Genomic DNA, 15,249 nt, shown 5'->3' with positions numbered 1-15,249 from the left:
CTCAGGAATCGACAACAAGTGACTAAAATGTATTATAGTCACAATCACTTGTTTTCCTCGCCGGAAGAAGCCCATGCTGCCAAAACGCACCCTTGCCATGCTCATCGCCGCCAGCCTCTCGGCAGGCTGCGCCGTCGGTCCGGACTATGTCCGGCCAAACGTATCCATGCCCGAGCGGTTCGAGGGGCAGGCCGCGGTCAAGCAGCGGCAGGCGACGGCCACCGCCGACCTCGTTACATGGTGGACCGGGTTCAGCGATCCGCAACTGACACGATTCGTCGCTCTTGCGCTGGAGCAGAACCTTGACCTCGTGCAGGCATCCGCTCGCGTCGCGCAAGCGCGTGCAGGACTTGGGGCGGCGAATGCCGCGTTGCTGCCTTCCGGCAATGTCAGCGGCCAGGCCGCCAGAGTCTTTCAATCCGTTGAAACGCCCCTGGGGCGGGTCTTGAACTCGACGCCAGGCTTCGACCGCTACGGCAACGATTACGAAGCCAATCTTGGCGCGAGCTGGGAACTGGATGTGTTTGGAGGGCTGCGTCGTGGACGGGAAGCGGCGCTTGACGAGTACCAGGCTTCGGAAGCGGGCGCAGCTGCCACGCGCCTGGCTGTGGCGGCACAGACCGCCGACATCTACATCAGCATCCGTGGCTTGCAAGCCCGTCTGAAGGTTGCCCGGCGGCAGGTGCAGACCCGGCAGGATCTGCTTTCAACGATCAACCTTCTGTATGGCAAGGGGTTGGCGGCCGAGCTTCAGGTGAGGCAGGCCGAGGGGGCGCTTGCCCAGGTCCGGGCCTCCGTCCCCGTCCTCGAGACGGGTCTGGACGCGGCTATGAACGCACTGGACGTGATGCTGGGTGCGCAGCCCGGCACGCATCGGGAAGAGCTGGCCGATGCTGGCGACATCCCGGCCGCCCCGCAGATCGCGGCCACCGGATCGCCGGGTGAGTTGCTCAGGCGCCGGCCTGACCTGATCGTGGCCGAGCGGCGCCTCGCCGCATCGAATGCACGCATTGGTGTCGCCATCGCCGAGTACTACCCGAAGCTCTCTCTCAGTGGACTGATCGGCAGCGCGACATCAATGGCCAGCGGCAATCTGTTTTCGAGCGGCGCCAATCAGGCAGCCGGCGTGCTGGGGCTGCGCTGGCGTCTGTTCGACTTCGGCCGCATCAATGCGCAGATCAGTCAGGCCAAGGGCCAGGAGGCCGAGATGCTGGCTGCGTATCGGCTTGCCGCACTCCATGCAACTGAGGACGTGGAGAACGCTTTCTCGGCCCTGGTCAAGCGCGAAGAACAGGCTGCCGTGCTCAGCCAGGGAGTGGACTCGCTTGGCCGCGCGCGAGCGGCCTCGTTTGCAGCCTATCAGAAAGGTGTCGTCAGTCTCATCGAAGTCCTGCAGGCCGACGAAAACCTGCTACGTGCCTCTGATGAGCGCGCGCAGGCGCAAACCGAATCAGCACGTGCCGCGGTCGCTGCCTTCAAGGCACTCGGGGGTGGGTGGCAACCCGGCGAATCGGAAGCAATCGCAATCAGGTAGTGACCGCATGCGCCGATAGTGTCCAGGAGGGAGCATGGAATTTCGCCATCTTCGTTGTTCGATGGCCGTTGCTGGGGACGCCGTTTCGCCCGTGCATGGGAACGGCGTCTGTCGAACGGTCCCTGCTGATAACACAGCGAGACACCTGTGTGCATGCCACGTAAACGATTAAGCCGGGATGAAGCCCGCGAACAGACTCGCCTGCGCCTGCTCGACGCAGCGGCCCTGCGCATTGCAAGGAAAGGGCTGGCTGCGACCAGCGTGGAGGACATCGCCGCCTGCGCCGGCTATACCCGCGGCGCGTTCTATTCGAACTTCAACAGCAAGAACGACCTGTTCCTCGAACTGCTCCGTCGCGATCATCAGAACGTCCAGGAAAACTTGCGGAAGCTGCTGGATGCAGACCCGCTCAGCGAGGGGCTGCAAAAGCAGCTCACCTCGTTATACGCACAGCGTTATCGTGACGAGGGCAACTACATCATCTGGGCAGAAGCGCGTCTGCACGCCATGCGTGACGCGAAATTCCGGCAACGCATGAACGCCCTGTGTCTGGAAAAGCGCGATATGGTCGCGTCCTTCATCGAACATTTCCGCAAACGCGTCAACATGCAGTCGCCAGGTCCTTGCACCGACTACGCGCTCGCCGCCATCGCATTGATGGACGGCATGCTCTACTTCAACTTGACCATGCCCAACGAACTGCCGAACGCTTCGTCCGAAGCGGTTCTGTGCAATATCTTTACAAAGATCTTCAGTTTGGAAGTTTGAAACGGCAATAAAAAACGCATCATCGCGGAGTCTTGAGTTTGCGCGAGTTTGCTTATCTCGACCCAGTTTTGCGAGGTTGTCCAACACATGTGGCCGGATTCAGCAGCAACGAATTCTGCGCGCCGATACAGCTCTTTAAATGGATCGCAGGAAGGCTGCGGACACGCCCAGCCGTAGATCCGAGGGCAGGTTTTTCCGCGAACGCGCGATCTCCTTGGTGAGCTGCATCACCGTGCGGCACGCCAGCGTCAGTTCGCCGTGGGGAGACATAGCCAGCGCAATGAAGCGCGGCACAGGCGGATCGACCACCATCGACGACTGCAACCGACATTCCTTTTCAAGATTGGCGATGGCGTAAGGTCCGAGCAACGCATAGATTCCGCCATCTGCCTCTTCTCCAATATGGACTCAGCCCGCGAATGTGAGGGCTTCTTCTGAAAAGCTCGGCGGCGAAGAACGGTAACGTCGGCCACACCTGTCGAGCCACGAATTTCGTCGAAGTCGGTGACGGGGGAAGGACAGCGCGCCTTCGGAGATGATGGTTTTGAGTTCTTGAGGAATCTTTATGGCGTAGCGATGTTTTTCTATAAGAGGTAGCGGCCATCAGGACCGCTGCCGAAAGCATGTTTTGACTTAGCGTACGAGGCACGGACGCTTGTTATCGAACTTCCAGTTCGGAATCAGGAACTGCATGGCGATGCCGTCGTCGCGGGCGCCAAGGCCATGTTGTTGGTACAGCGCGTGGGCCTTGTCCAGCTCGTCCAGATCGAGCTCGACGCCAAGGCCCGCCTTTTCCGGCACTTTCACTTTGCCGCCCACGATCTGCAACGGATTGCGGGTCAGGCGCTGACCGTCCTGCCAGATCCAGTGGGTATCGATGGCGGTGATCTGGCCGGGCGCGGCGGCGGCAACCTGGGTGAACATCGCGAGTGAAATATCGAAGTGGTTGTTCGAATGCGAGCCCCACGTCAAACCCCACTCATTGCACATCTGCGCGACCCGGACGGAGCCTTGCATCGTCCAGAAGTGCGGGTCGGCGAGCGGGATGTCCACCGCTTGCAACTGGATGGCGTGGCCCATCTGGCGCCAGTCAGTCGCGATCATGTTGGTGGCGGTCGGCAAGCCGGTGGCGCGGCGGAATTCAGCCATCACTTCGCGGCCGGAATAACCGTTCTCGGCGCCGCACGGATCTTCCGCGTAGGCCAGTACGTGGTGTTTGTCGCGGCACAGACGAACTGCTTCGGCAAGCGACCACGCGCCATTCGGGTCAAGCGTCACGCGCGCCTTCGGGAATCGTTCGGCAAGTGCCGTCACCGCTTCGATTTCGGCATCGCCGGACAGCACGCCGCCTTTGAGCTTGAAGTCGTTGAAGCCATAACGCGCTTGAGCGGCTTCGGCGAGGCGCACCACCGCTTCGGGCGTCATGGCTTGTTCGGTGCGAAGGCGCTCCCAATCGTCGCGGCCGTCTGCCCCGTTTGCGTACGGCAGATCGGTTTTGTTCCGGTCGCCGATGTAGAACAGATAGCCGAGCATTTCGACTTCGTCGCGCTGCTGGCCTTCGCCGAGGAGTGCGGCAACCGGTACGCCCAGATGTTGCCCGAGCAAATCGAGCAACGCCGCTTCGAGCGCGGTCACTGCATGGATGGTCGTGCGCAGGTCGAAAGTCTGCAAGCCGCGTCCGCCGGCGTCGCGGTCGGCGAACTGCGTGCGCGCTTTGTTGAGCACGGCCTGAAGGTTGCCGATCGACTGACCCACGACGAGCGGACGCGCATCGTCGACGGTCTTGCGAATGCTCTCGCCGCCGGGGACCTCACCGACACCGGTGTTGCCGGCGCTGTCGCGCAGAATCACGATGTTGCGCGTGAAGAACGGGCCATGTGCGCCGCTCAGGTTCATCAACATGCTGTCTCGACCGGCGACTGGAACGACGCGCAATTCGGTGACCGTCGGCGTGGCGTTCGATTGAGAAGTAGGTGTGGACATGAGAGTTGGACCAGGTAAGTTAGGAATCCGACCGGCAGGCGTGGTCCTGGATTGCGGCGCCAGGCGTAAACACAAGTGCCGGTACAGGCATCGAAAAGAAAGTTGGAAGCGCGTGGCTCATGATGTGCTATTTCGTGCAGTCAGTGGGCTTCGCTATGCACGGTGTCCGCCAGCGCGTCACGCGTCGCGAAACGATTGCGGGTGAGGAAGCCGGCTGCCGCAGCGATGAGCGATGCCACGCCCAGCCCGTACAGGCCGCCGGAAATCGAGCCGGTGTGCTGCTGCAGATAGCCGAAAGCGGCCGGCGCGAAGAACCCGCCGAGGTTGCCGACCGAGTTGATCAACGCAATCACGCCGGCTGCGACGCGTGCGTCCAGATAACCCTGCGGAATCGGCCAGAAAAGCGATGAGGCAGCCTTGAACCCGATCGCGGCGAAGCAAATCGCCACGAACGACAGAACAGGATTGCCGGACGTCGAAGCAAACAGCCCGCAAGCCGCGATGACGAGCGCTGCCGCGAGCCATGCCTGCTGGAAGCGCCACTTCGCCGACAACACCGCAAAACAGTACATCGCAACCATGGCAATGAGCCACGGAATGGCGTTGAACATGCCGACTTCGAAGTCCGAGAGTCCGCCCATCTTTCTGATAATCGTCGGTAGCCAGAAGGTGGCTGCGTAGATCGTCAGTTGAATCGCGAAGTAGAGGAAACAGAACAGCAGGATTTGCGGGTCCTTCAGCAGTTTCGCCGTCGGCAGGCGCGCAGCGCCGAGCGCGTCGCGCTCGGCCTGCTCAGCGGCGATGGTCGTGGCGAGAATCGCCTGTTCGTCGGCCGTCAGCCACGTGGCGTCGCGAATACGCGACTTCAGCAACCTCCAGCTCACGGCGCACAGGACGACCGAAAAACCGCCTTCGACGAGAAACATCCACTGCCAGCCGTGCAGACCCAAACCGCGGATCGAAAGAAGGGCACCCGTAATCGGCCCGGAAAGCACCGACGCCAGCGCCGAGCCGGCGAGGAAAACCGCGACGGCCTTGCCGCGCTCTTTCTGCGGCAGCCATTGCGTGAAGTAGAAAACGACGCCGGGGAAGAAACCGGCCTCGGCGACGCCCAGCAGGAAGCGCAGCACGTAAAACGACGTGTCGTTCCAGACGAACGCCATGGCTGCGGCCACGAGACCCCACGTACCCATGATGCGCGTGAGCCAGGCGCGGGCGCCGTACTTCTGCATCAGAACGTTCGATGGCACTTCGAACAGCGCATAGCCGATGAAGAACAAACCGCTTCCGAGTCCGTACGCGGCGGCGCCGATGCCAAGATCCGCCTGCATATGCGAATTGACGAAACCGATGTTCACGCGGTCGATGTAGTTCGCGATAAACATGATCAGGAAGAGCGGCAGCACGTGCCGCTTGACCTTGGAAACCGCGGATTCGAGCGGGCCGGCCGCGATGGCGAGAGCAGATGTCAAGGTTGTCTCCAGTGTCGGCCGCTTCGACGGCCTGATCGAACGCCGCGCGCCGCATCCGGCAGCAGCGGGACATATCTCGCCACGAAACGCGAGATATGTTGTCAGACGACAGTCTACTTTTTTGGCTCGAACTTTCCAACGGAGTGTTTACCCTGTTACTAGGCACCTTGTACGTCACCGGTAGGGTGTGATGTACGGTTCCGGCGCTGAATCTCGCGGGGATAAAATAAGACGTCCGATGACATCGATTTTGCCTGTCGTCGATTTGGACTGCGCTATGATGCCCCTGTCGAGACGTCAGACGACGTTACTTGCACACGCACCGTGTGCTTTTCCAGTTGATGAGTCCACAAGCCACAAAATGAGCAGCCTGACTGAGAAGGTGGTGGCCACCCTTTCCGACGAAATCCGCCGCGGCACCCTGAGGCCGGGAGACCGGATTCCGACCGAGGTCGAGATGATGAAGCAGCTGTCGGTGAGCCGCTCCGTGGTTCGCGAGGCGATTTCGCGCCTGCAGGCGGCGAAAGTTGTCGAGACGCGTCATGGCATCGGCACATTTGTATTGGCACCGGCCGCGGAAGACGCCATGCAGCTGCCTGCCGCCGACCTTTCCAACATGCTCGACGTGATGGCCATCATCGAGTTCCGTATCGACGTCGAGGCCGCCTCGGCCGCTCTGGCGGCGGCGAGGCGCACCGAGCAGAATCTCAAGCAGATTCGCAGCGCGTTAGAGCGTTTCGAGTCCGAACTGGAGCGAAAGAATACCGACGTGCTGGCGCACGACATCGAGTTTCATCTGCAGATCGCGCGAGCCAGCGGGAATCGCTACTTCTTCGACGTTCTCAGCCAGCTCGGCCGCGCGGTGAGCCCGCGCACGCGGCTCGGCTCCGCCGAGATTGCGGAGCTCGACCATATCGAGCACCTGCGCAACGTGCTGAGCGAGCATCAGATGATCTATCGGGCAATCGAGCGTCAGGACCCAGACGACGCGCGTGCCGCCATGCGGATGCACCTGAGCAACAGTCGTGAACGACTTCGGCGCGCACACGAGTCGAGCAAGGCGGGCGTGTAGAGGACGGGGGATTCAACAGCACGCTGTCCGGGACAGAAACGCCGCTGCTTTGGCAATGTTTATACGTTGTTGACACGCCTGAAATTGAAGCATATGATGTTGTTGTATCAACGCTGTATAAACAGTTGGTTGATCATAGGCACTAAACCACAACGAAGGGAACGGGCTCGCGCACGGTTTTTTAGGGGAGCGAGTTCGAAAGGACAAAGATGATGACTATTCAAACTCTTAAGCGCTGGGGGAATAGTCTTGCGGTTCGAATTCCGGCGAGTGTCGCAGCAGAGGCGGCATTTACGGAAGGACAGGAGGTAGACGTCCAGGTGCAGGACGGACAGGTATTGGTGCGTCCGCACACGGCGATCCGGCGTTTTTCTCGCGAACGGTATTTGCAGCAGCTCCGCGAGCGAACGTTGGAACCGCATGAGAGCGTCGACTTTGGCGAACCGCAAGGCTCGGAAATCGGTGGACCCGATGACCCGGCGCGATTCGACAAATGGTAAACAACAATGCAGAACGGAATACCGGAAGCAGGCGACATCATTCGGCTCTACATCGGGCCGAGCAAAGGTAACGAACAAGACGGGTATCGAGCGGTTTTGGTGCTTACTCCCGTCGATATTAACGAACTGACCGGACGCTTTACGGGGCTGCCCATCACTTCCACAGTGAGAGGGTGGGAGACGGAGATTCCGCTCTCCAGTCTTGCTCGGCCAGGTGTGGCGCTCGTGGACCAGATTACGACTCTTTCCTTCAAGGCCAGAGAGTTTCAATCGAGGGACGAACGAGCGACGGATGAGGAGATGGAAGCCGCCAGATATGCGGTAAAAATGTTCCTCGATTTGTAAAGGGAAGGGCGCTCAAAAGGCGCCCTTTTTGTTGAACTTGCCGCCCCAAGGCCGCAACGAGCGCGTCGGTTCTCGCGCGATCTACTCGATGCGCAGAGTAGGGAATTGGACTTAACAGCAGACGACGGGTGGCAGAAAATCGACTTCGACAGCGGGTGGCTGGAAGTCGTCGGATGCCGCCTGCGCAACGCCTGACATGAACGTCATCTCACGACGAGTTGCATGCCGCAGCAAAGAACGAAGACGAGAAGGGCAGCCGCGACTGCCACGTTCAGCGGGTAGCGCATGATTCACCCGACGCTAGTGTTGCAGAGCTTTCATCCTAATCAACTGACGGAAGATGAAAAGCGGGCAATGGGCGGCAATGTGCGAAGGCCAACGTAACGAGCCGGCTTAAACGGCTGTTTTTGTGCGGGAACGCTTCCAGCCGCGCAGGCGTTGCGCCGGGTTGCAATGCGTCTTTGTACCTGTATTGCAACCCGCAAGCGCGCAACTTACGCGCCGCGCCAGGGGCGTGACGGCCACCGTTACCGCGACTGTCACTGCGCGACTGTTACTGCGACACGGCAGGCGGCTGCATGCCCGCCGGCGCGCCGCCGCGCGGCAGCTTGTTCGCCGTGGCCAGGTCTTCCGTGAGACTGGTGCGCAGCGTCGCGATCGCCTGGTCCGGGTTGGCCGGCTTCAACTGCTCACGCGCGAGCGAGTCGTACACGTAATGGCGCAGCATCGGGTCCTGTGTCTTGTTCAACACCTCGTGATAGACCGCGACGATGTCGCCTTCGCGTCCGGTCATCGCATACAGACGGCGCAACTGCTCCAGATCGTTGACCACCGCGAAGCCCGGACCCATCGGCCCGTGAGGCGGCAGCGCGTCGCCGCGATGCGGCTCGCCGCGCCCATGGTCCGCTGCGGGCGGCGGTGGCGCTTCCTGCGCAAGCGCGGCGCTCGCGGCAACGGTCAATACGGCGGCCAACGCCGCGCTCACCCATCCTTTATTCATGATGTCGCTCCCATTGAGACAACACCGGCGCTACAGTGCGCCGGCGCATCAGCAACAATAGTCGACACGGCGTTTCGCAGGGTTACTGACGCTGCGTTGTAACTTACCAAGCCTTGCAGGCCGCCTGGCCGAACCGGTCAAACGAGACCGGCACGGCACAGCCGTCGCCAGGGTGTGCCCGCTGGCGCAATAACGCCGGATAGCGCATGATTGGGACGATGTGCCGTCCGACCCCACAAGCAGCAAGCGTTCGCGGGACGCGCGGCACACGCGAGGCCACCGGTCATATGTCGAGAGAAGTGCAGCGCGGCGATGTCCGGTCGGCGTGTATCCAATACGTTAAGGAGGATTTCGCATGGACCGACCTGACGCCGCCAATCCGTTTGGCGATTTCACCAAAATGCTGGAACAGTTCAAGCTCCCCGGCTTCGACGTGCCCGCCATCATGGAAGCGCGACGCAAGGACGTCGAAGCGCTGGTTCAAGCCAATCAAACCGCTTTTCAAGGCATGCAGTCGCTCGCGCAGAAGCAGGCGGAGATGCTGCGCTCGACGCTAGGCGAATTGCAATCGCTGACGGGGCAGTTATCGAGCGGCGGCGCTGCGCCTTCAGCGAAAACCGCCGAACTGATCCAGCAAAGTTTGCATAAGTCGCTTGCCGATATGCAGCAGCTTGCGCAGGCCGCGTATCAGACGCAAGCCGAGTCGTATGCGGTGATCGCAAAACGTGTGGAAGAAAACGTGCAGGAGCTTAAATCGCTTTTGCAGCAACAGAAGAAGTAAGGACGCATCGCATGGTTCGATGTGAGCACGACGTGGCCTGACGAAGTATCGATGCCGCGGGTCGACCATCGGGTCATCCGCGGCATTTTTTTGTCTAAGTCACGCGGGTTCAAACAGGCCGGTTCCTCCACCTCGACCAGCACGTCGGCTGGCCCGGCCGCCAATACGTCGCCTTCGCCGCAAGTGGTGGCGGCCAACGCGGTGCAGGTCAGTGTCGATTCCGGCGTGAGCGGCGTGCCGAACATGCCGTTCGTCAGCGTGACGATTTGTGCGCCCGGCACCAGCCAGTGCCAAACCATCGATCACGTGCTGGTGGATACCGGCTCGTGGGGCTTGCGCGTGTTCGCGGCGCAATTGCCTGCATCGATGACACTGCCGCAGCAGAAGGACGGCTCGGGCAAGCTGGTCGCCGAATGCATGCAGTTCTTCGACGGCTACACGTGGGGGCCGGTGAAACTTGCCGACTTGCAGATCGCCGGCGAAAAAGCGGCCTCGTTGCCGATCCAGGTGATCGACCCGAGCTACGCTTCGGTGCCGGGCGACTGCTCGGGCGTCGGCTCGCCGCGCAATACGCCGGCTGCCTTGCAGGCCAACGGCGTGCTCGGCATCGGCGTGTTCAAGCACGACTGCAGCGCGAACTGTGTGCTGCAGGCGGTGCCCGCCACTTACTACGGCTGTAACGGCTCGGCGTGCACGGGGATTGCGCTGGTCGAAGCGCTGCAGGTGGCCAATCCGATTCCGTGTACGCCGCCGTCGAGCAGCAGACGACGCCGGGCGGCACCGGTCCTTACGTCGCGTATTGAGCGCTATCGGCGCCGCGCAGCGCGCTTGTGCGGCGCCGTCGCTGCGATGGGTTCGGCTTGTAACGGCGCCACCGGCGGCGCGACTGCCCGCGCGGTCCGCCTGACCTTTTTCACTGCACCAGTGCCGGCGGCCGCCGGCGCTTCCACTTCCCGCGTCTGCGACTTATCGCCTGCCGCCGTAATCACCCGATGCACGAAGTGCAGCTTGTCCACCACCGGCGAGGCCAGCGTGAACGGATAGCCATCGGGCATCCCGAGGCTGCGGTTCAAACTGTTCAGCGCGTACGTAAGCGGAAACCAGCGCTTCATCAGATTCTCGAAGCTGGCGTCTTCGACCGGCGTGCGGTCGGTCAGCGTTGGCGCGCCCGGGTCGTCGGGCAACAGCGCGACGCCGTACGAGGTCGCCGTATCCAGTACGTCGACGATCAGCAGATAGTGCGCCCACGTCTCGGCCCAATCTTCCCAGGGATGCATCGTGGCATAGGCGCTGATGAAGGACGCTTGCCAGTCGGCTGGCGCGCCGTCGCGATAGTAGGCCGTCAGCGCCTTGCCGTAGTCGGCGCGTTCGTTGCCGAACAGCTTGCGAAACGGTTTGAGCCAGCGCGGGTTGTGCGCGACCAGCTGGCTGAAGTAGTAGTGGCCCGTCTCATGGCGGAAGTGGCCGAGCAGGGTGCGATACGGCTCGCCCATCGCGGTGCGGACCCGTTCGCGGTAGGCGTCGTCGGCTTCGGCGATGTTCAGCGTAATCAGGCCGTTGTCGTGGCCGGTCATCACCGGTTCGCCGTCGTTGCCGTCTTCGAGGAATTCGAAGACAAGGCCATGCTCCGGGTCGTCATGGCGCGATTGAGCCTCGAGGCCGAGGGCGGCCAGCGTGTACAGCAGGCGCCGTTTCGCCACTTCCAGCCGGTACCAGTAGAGCCGGTTGTCCGGCGCGCCCAGATTCGGAATCGTGCGGGTCAGCTGGCAGGCGCGGCACAGCGTGTCGGGCGACTCGGCGGGGATCATCCAGTTGCAGACGTTTTCGACGGCATAGTTGTGGCACTGCCGGAACAGCGCGCCCCCGGCACGCGGATGCAGGCTGCGCCAGCGCGCTTCGCCAGCTTCTTCGAAGGCACTGATTTCTGCCAGTTCCGGCACATAGCCGAGCGACGCTTCGCAACGTTCGCAACGAACGTTCTCATAGAACACGAGGTGCGAGCAGCGATTGCAGTAGAAGGTTTTCATCGATCGTAGACTCCGCAATCTTTATGCCGTATTTGCCAGACGTCACTGGTTTAACGCACATTACGTGCATGATCGTGCATCGGCGCTGCGCCGCTTTGGTGCGCCGGGTCAGAAAAGGCAGTGGAAAGACGCGCTGTTCGATCGACCGGACGGTCGGCAGACGCGGCAGACTTCGAAGCAGGCTGTGATCCGGGCAGTACAGACAATTCACGCGGTTTTTCGATCCACGGCATGAAGCTTGCTTTTTGGCGGGCTGCCATCCCTTGTCCAGGAGTCCAGTGTGTCCATACGCGTCGCGTTGAATCATGTCACACATTATCGCTACGACAGGCTGGTTGAACTGTCGCCTCAGGTCGTGCGTCTCAGGCCGGCACCTCACTGCCGGACCCCGATTCTGTCGTATTCGATGCGGGTCGAGCCGGCTGGGCATTTCATCAACTGGCAGCAGGACGCGTTCGCCAACTATCAGGCGCGTCTGGTGTTCCCCGAGAAGACGCGCGAATTCAAGGTGACCGTGGATCTGGTCGCCGAGATGGCCGTCTATAACCCGTTCGATTTCTTTCTCGAACCGTCCGCCGAGGCATTTCCCTTCGAGTATGCACCGGGCCTCGCGCAGGAACTCGCGCCGTATCTCGTCAAACGCGCGCCGACGCCGCGCTTCGCCGAATTTGTCGCGAGCATCGACCGGACGCCCAAACGCACCGCCGACTTTCTCGTCGAACTGAATCAACGCCTGCAGCATGACATCCGCTATCTGATCCGCATGGAGCCGGGCGTGCAGACGCCCGAGGAAACGCTGACCAATGCGTCGGGTTCGTGCCGCGATTCGGGCTGGCTGCTGGTCGAGACTTTGCGGCAACTGGGTCTGGCGGCGCGTTTCGTGTCCGGTTATCTGTTGCAGCTCGCGCCCGATACCAAGTCCATCGACGGCCCGAGCGGCACCGAAGTCGACTTCACCGATCTGCACGCCTGGTGCGAAGTGTACTTGCCGGGCGCCGGCTGGATCGGCCTCGATCCGACCTCCGGCCTGTTCGCGGGCGAGGGACACATTCCGGTTGCCTGCACGCCGGAACCCGGCAGCGCGGCACCGATCTCCGGCGCGGTCGACGAATCCGAAGTCGAGTTCGAGCACACGATGTCGATTGAACGCGTGCTGGAAACACCGCGCGTCACCAAGCCATACAGCGAAGCCGTGTGGAGCGACGTGCTGCAGATGGGCGCGCAGGTCGACGAGCGCCTGACCGACATGGACGTGCGCCTGACCATGGGCGGCGAGCCGACCTTCGTGTCGGTGCGCGATCGCGACGCCGCCGAATGGAACACCGACGCGCTCGGACCCACCAAGCGCGGCTATGCGGTCGCGCTGATGGCCAAGCTGCGCGCGCGTTACGGCGCGAACGGCTTTTTGCATATCGGCCAGGGCAAGTGGTATCCGGGCGAGCAGTTGCCGCGCTGGGCCATGTCGCTTTACTGGCGCGCCGACGGCGAGCCGTGCTGGCAAGACCCGGCGCTGTTTGCCGACGAACGGGAGCCGGGCAGCTACACCGCCGAGGACGCGCAGCGTTTCCTCGCGCATCTGGCGGGCAAGCTGTCGGTCGACAAGGAATGCATCCACGCCGGTTTCGAGGACGTCTGGTACTACCTGTGGCGCGAGCGCCGTCTGCCGGTCAACGTGGATCCATTCGATGCGCGCCTCGACGACGAACTGGAGCGCGTGCGTCTGCGGCGCGTGTTCGACGCAGGCCTGGTTGCCGCCACCGGCTACGTGCTGCCGCTCGCGCGCGAACGTGACGTGCCGCATCAGCCGCCGGCGTGGGTCACGGGCCGCTGGTTCCTGCGCGACGAACGCATGTACCTGATCCCCGGCGACTCGCCGATGGGTTATCGCTTGCCGCTCGACTCGCTGCCGTGGGTGTCGAAGACCGACTATCCGTATCAGCACGCCCACGATCCGTTTGCGCCGCCGGTGCCATTGCGCCCGGCCGCGCAATTGCGGATGCAGTACGAAGGCGAGTCCCGCAACATGACCGCCGGCGATGCGCGCAGCGTGGCGGCGTTGTCTTCGTCGGCGGCGGATTTGCTGAGCGGCATGCCGGGCAGCGGCGCATTGGCCTATGCGCCAGACCAGCAACGGGCGCCCGCGCGCGGCGAATCGTCGAAGGAAACGATCCGCACGGCGATTTGCGTCGAAGCGCGCGACCCGAAGCGCGCGGCCGGTCCGAAGGCCGAGACCGAGGCGTTCGGCAGCGGCCACAAGCTGTTGCATGTGTTCATGCCGCCGCTCACGGAGCTCGACGACTTTCTCGACCTGCTTGCCGCGGTCGAAGCGACGGCCGCCGAGTTGCAGGTGAAGGTGGTCGTCGAAGGCTATCCGCCGCCGCGCGACGCCCGCCTGAAAATGTTGCAGGTGACGCCGGACCCGGGCGTGATCGAGGTGAACATTCACCCGGCGTCGAACTGGGACCAGTTGGTCAGTCACACCGAGTATCTGTATCAATCGGCGCACGAAACCTATCTGAGCACCGAGAAGTTCATGACCGATGGCCGGCATACCGGCACTGGCGGCGGCAATCACTTCGTGCTCGGCGGCGCGACACCCGCCGACAGTCCGTTCCTGCGCCGTCCCGATCTGCTGGCCAGTTTGATCGCGTACTGGCACAACCATCCGTCGCTGTCTTATCTGTTCTCCGGGCTCTTTATCGGGCCGACCAGCCAGGCGCCGCGCGTCGATGAAGCGCGCAACGATCAGGTGTATGAACTGGAGGTGGCGTTCCGCGAATTGCAGCGGCAGATCGACCTGCTCGGCGGACGTGAGAGCGCGGCGTTGCCGGCGTGGATGATCGACCGGTCGCTGCGCAACATCCTGATCGATGTGACCGGCAACACGCACCGCGCCGAGTTCTGCATCGACAAACTCTATTCACCCGATGGCCCGACCGGCCGGCTCGGCCTGCTGGAATTGCGCGGCTTCGAAATGCCGCCGCACGCGCGCATGAGCCTGGTGCAGCAGTTGTTGCTGCGCGCGCTGGTGGCGCGTTTCTGGCACACGCCGTACACGCAGCGGCTCACGCGCTGGGGCACCGAACTGCACGACCGCTTCATGCTCGGCACTTTCGTGAAGATGGATTTCGACGACGTGCTGGGCGAACTGAACGAGGCAGGTTTTGCGTTCGACAGCAACTGGTTCGCGCCGCACTTCGAGTTCCGCTTCCCGCTGGTCGGCGAGGCCACGGTGAACGGCGTCTCGCTGACCATCCGCAACGCGCTCGAACCGTGGCACGTGATGGGCGAAGAGGGTTCGCCGGGCGGCACGGTGCGGTACGTGGATTCGTCGGTGGAAAGGCTCGAAGTGCACGTGCTCGGCTTGAACGGCAACCGTCATGTGCTGACCGTCAACGGCGTGCCAGTGCCGTTGCAGCCGACCGGCCGCGTCAGCGAATATGTGGCCGGCGTGCGTTTTCGCGCGTGGTCGCAGCCATCGGCGCTGCATCCGACCATCGGCGTGGACGCGCCGCTCACTTTCGACCTGGTCGATACATGGAGTGGCCGCTCGGTGGGCGGATGCCAGTATCATGTCGCTCATCCGGGTGGACGCAGTTACGACACCTTCCCGGTCAACGCCTACGAGGCGGAAAGCCGGCGGCGCGCGCGCTTCTTCGCGTCCGGGCATACGCCGGGGCCGCTCGCGGTGGATGCGCCGCAGCGTAGTCTGGAGTTTCCGTTCACGCTGGACCTGCGCTACTGGTAAAACGCAGCACATCTTTAAA

12 protein-coding genes and 1 pseudogene are annotated in these 15,249 nt (G+C 62.4%); 8 read left to right on the top strand and 5 right to left on the bottom strand.

Annotated elements, in window-relative coordinates:
• The first annotated feature begins 73 nt into the window (after window positions 1–73).
• The gene (locus SB772_RS28935) at window positions 74–1,534 is read left to right on the top strand and encodes an efflux transporter outer membrane subunit (protein WP_410836586.1); all 1,461 of its coding nucleotides are present in this window, start codon (window positions 74–76) and stop codon (window positions 1,532–1,534) included.
• 153 nt (window positions 1,535–1,687) lie between these two features.
• Window positions 1,688–2,302, top strand: coding sequence for a TetR/AcrR family transcriptional regulator (locus tag SB772_RS28930; RefSeq protein ID WP_410836585.1), 615 nt, complete (start codon window positions 1,688–1,690; stop codon window positions 2,300–2,302).
• Between the two features lie 135 nt (window positions 2,303–2,437).
• On the opposite strand, the gene SB772_RS28925 is transcribed toward SB772_RS28930, so the two are convergent.
• The 3 genes from SB772_RS28925 to SB772_RS28915 all read right to left on the bottom strand — a co-directional run bounded on the left by SB772_RS28925 (window position 2,438) and on the right by SB772_RS28915 (window position 5,757).
• Entirely contained in the window at window positions 2,438–2,671 is a 234-nt protein-coding gene (locus SB772_RS28925; protein ID WP_410836584.1) for a hypothetical protein, read from the bottom strand.
• A gap of 264 nt (window positions 2,672–2,935) precedes the next feature.
• Complete coding sequence (gene gudD, locus SB772_RS28920) at window positions 2,936–4,285, bottom strand: glucarate dehydratase (RefSeq protein WP_410836583.1); 1,350 nt, start codon at window positions 4,283–4,285, stop codon at window positions 2,936–2,938.
• 140 nt (window positions 4,286–4,425) lie between these two features.
• Window positions 4,426–5,757 carry an MFS transporter gene (locus SB772_RS28915; protein ID WP_410836582.1) on the bottom strand — a complete coding sequence of 444 codons (1,332 nt, stop codon included), beginning with the start codon at window positions 5,755–5,757 and terminating at the stop codon, window positions 4,426–4,428.
• A 361-nt stretch (window positions 5,758–6,118) separates the two neighbouring features.
• Between SB772_RS28915 and SB772_RS28910 the strand changes: the two genes are divergently transcribed.
• From SB772_RS28910 to SB772_RS28900, 3 genes are all read left to right on the top strand, one after another.
• Entirely contained in the window at window positions 6,119–6,829 is a 711-nt protein-coding gene (locus SB772_RS28910; RefSeq protein WP_410836646.1) for a FadR/GntR family transcriptional regulator, read from the top strand.
• 209 nt (window positions 6,830–7,038) lie between these two features.
• Window positions 7,039–7,329: an AbrB/MazE/SpoVT family DNA-binding domain-containing protein gene (locus SB772_RS28905; protein ID WP_410836581.1), complete on the top strand. Its 291-nt coding sequence runs from the start codon at window positions 7,039–7,041 to the stop codon at window positions 7,327–7,329.
• Between the two features lie 6 nt (window positions 7,330–7,335).
• Entirely contained in the window at window positions 7,336–7,674 is a 339-nt protein-coding gene (locus tag SB772_RS28900; RefSeq protein ID WP_410836580.1) for a type II toxin-antitoxin system PemK/MazF family toxin, read from the top strand.
• A 553-nt stretch (window positions 7,675–8,227) separates the two neighbouring features.
• On the opposite strand, the gene SB772_RS28895 is transcribed toward SB772_RS28900, so the two are convergent.
• Window positions 8,228–8,674, bottom strand: a complete 447-nt coding sequence (locus SB772_RS28895) for a hypothetical protein (RefSeq protein WP_410836579.1) — start codon at window positions 8,672–8,674, stop codon at window positions 8,228–8,230.
• A gap of 355 nt (window positions 8,675–9,029) precedes the next feature.
• Between SB772_RS28895 and SB772_RS28890 the strand changes: the two genes are divergently transcribed.
• Both SB772_RS28890 and SB772_RS28885 read left to right on the top strand, forming a co-directional pair.
• Window positions 9,030–9,455 carry a phasin family protein gene (locus tag SB772_RS28890; RefSeq protein WP_410836578.1) on the top strand — a complete coding sequence of 142 codons (426 nt, stop codon included), beginning with the start codon at window positions 9,030–9,032 and terminating at the stop codon, window positions 9,453–9,455.
• A gap of 21 nt (window positions 9,456–9,476) precedes the next feature.
• Window positions 9,477–10,197: pseudogene (locus tag SB772_RS28885) on the top strand (DUF3443 family protein); the annotation flags it as partial.
• 64 nt (window positions 10,198–10,261) lie between these two features.
• Here the strand turns inward: SB772_RS28885 and SB772_RS28880 are convergent.
• Window positions 10,262–11,482, bottom strand: coding sequence for a putative zinc-binding metallopeptidase (locus SB772_RS28880; RefSeq protein WP_410836577.1), 1,221 nt, complete (start codon window positions 11,480–11,482; stop codon window positions 10,262–10,264).
• Window positions 11,483–11,762: 280 nt separating this feature from the next.
• Between SB772_RS28880 and SB772_RS28875 the strand changes: the two genes are divergently transcribed.
• On the top strand, window positions 11,763–15,230 hold the full coding sequence (locus SB772_RS28875; protein ID WP_410836576.1) for a DUF2126 domain-containing protein: 3,468 nt from the start codon (window positions 11,763–11,765) through the stop codon (window positions 15,228–15,230).
• Window positions 15,231–15,249: the final 19 nt, after the last annotated feature.

Origin of the sequence: Paraburkholderia sp. SIMBA_030, assembly GCF_046535245.1 — a bacterium.
Taxonomy (GTDB): domain Bacteria; phylum Pseudomonadota; class Gammaproteobacteria; order Burkholderiales; family Burkholderiaceae; genus Paraburkholderia.
The sequence above is the reverse complement of the archived record's forward strand: the minus strand, read 5'-3'. Positions and strand labels throughout refer to the sequence as shown.

Excerpts from the sequence above, each read along its gene's own strand:
- SB772_RS28935 (WP_410836586.1), top strand. The coding sequence starts at position 74 with ATGCTGCCAAAACGCACCCTTGCCATGCTCATCGCCGCCAGCCTCTCG.
- SB772_RS28930 (WP_410836585.1), top strand. The coding sequence starts at position 1,688 with ATGCCACGTAAACGATTAAGCCGGGATGAAGCCCGCGAACAGACTCGC.
- gudD (WP_410836583.1), bottom strand. The coding sequence starts at position 4,285 with ATGTCCACACCTACTTCTCAATCGAACGCCACGCCGACGGTCACCGAA.
- SB772_RS28910 (WP_410836646.1), top strand. The coding sequence starts at position 6,119 with ATGAGCAGCCTGACTGAGAAGGTGGTGGCCACCCTTTCCGACGAAATC.
- SB772_RS28905 (WP_410836581.1), top strand. The coding sequence starts at position 7,039 with ATGATGACTATTCAAACTCTTAAGCGCTGGGGGAATAGTCTTGCGGTT.
- SB772_RS28900 (WP_410836580.1), top strand. The coding sequence starts at position 7,336 with ATGCAGAACGGAATACCGGAAGCAGGCGACATCATTCGGCTCTACATC.
- SB772_RS28895 (WP_410836579.1), bottom strand. The coding sequence starts at position 8,674 with ATGAATAAAGGATGGGTGAGCGCGGCGTTGGCCGCCGTATTGACCGTT.
- SB772_RS28890 (WP_410836578.1), top strand. The coding sequence starts at position 9,030 with ATGGACCGACCTGACGCCGCCAATCCGTTTGGCGATTTCACCAAAATG.
- SB772_RS28880 (WP_410836577.1), bottom strand. The coding sequence starts at position 11,482 with ATGAAAACCTTCTACTGCAATCGCTGCTCGCACCTCGTGTTCTATGAG.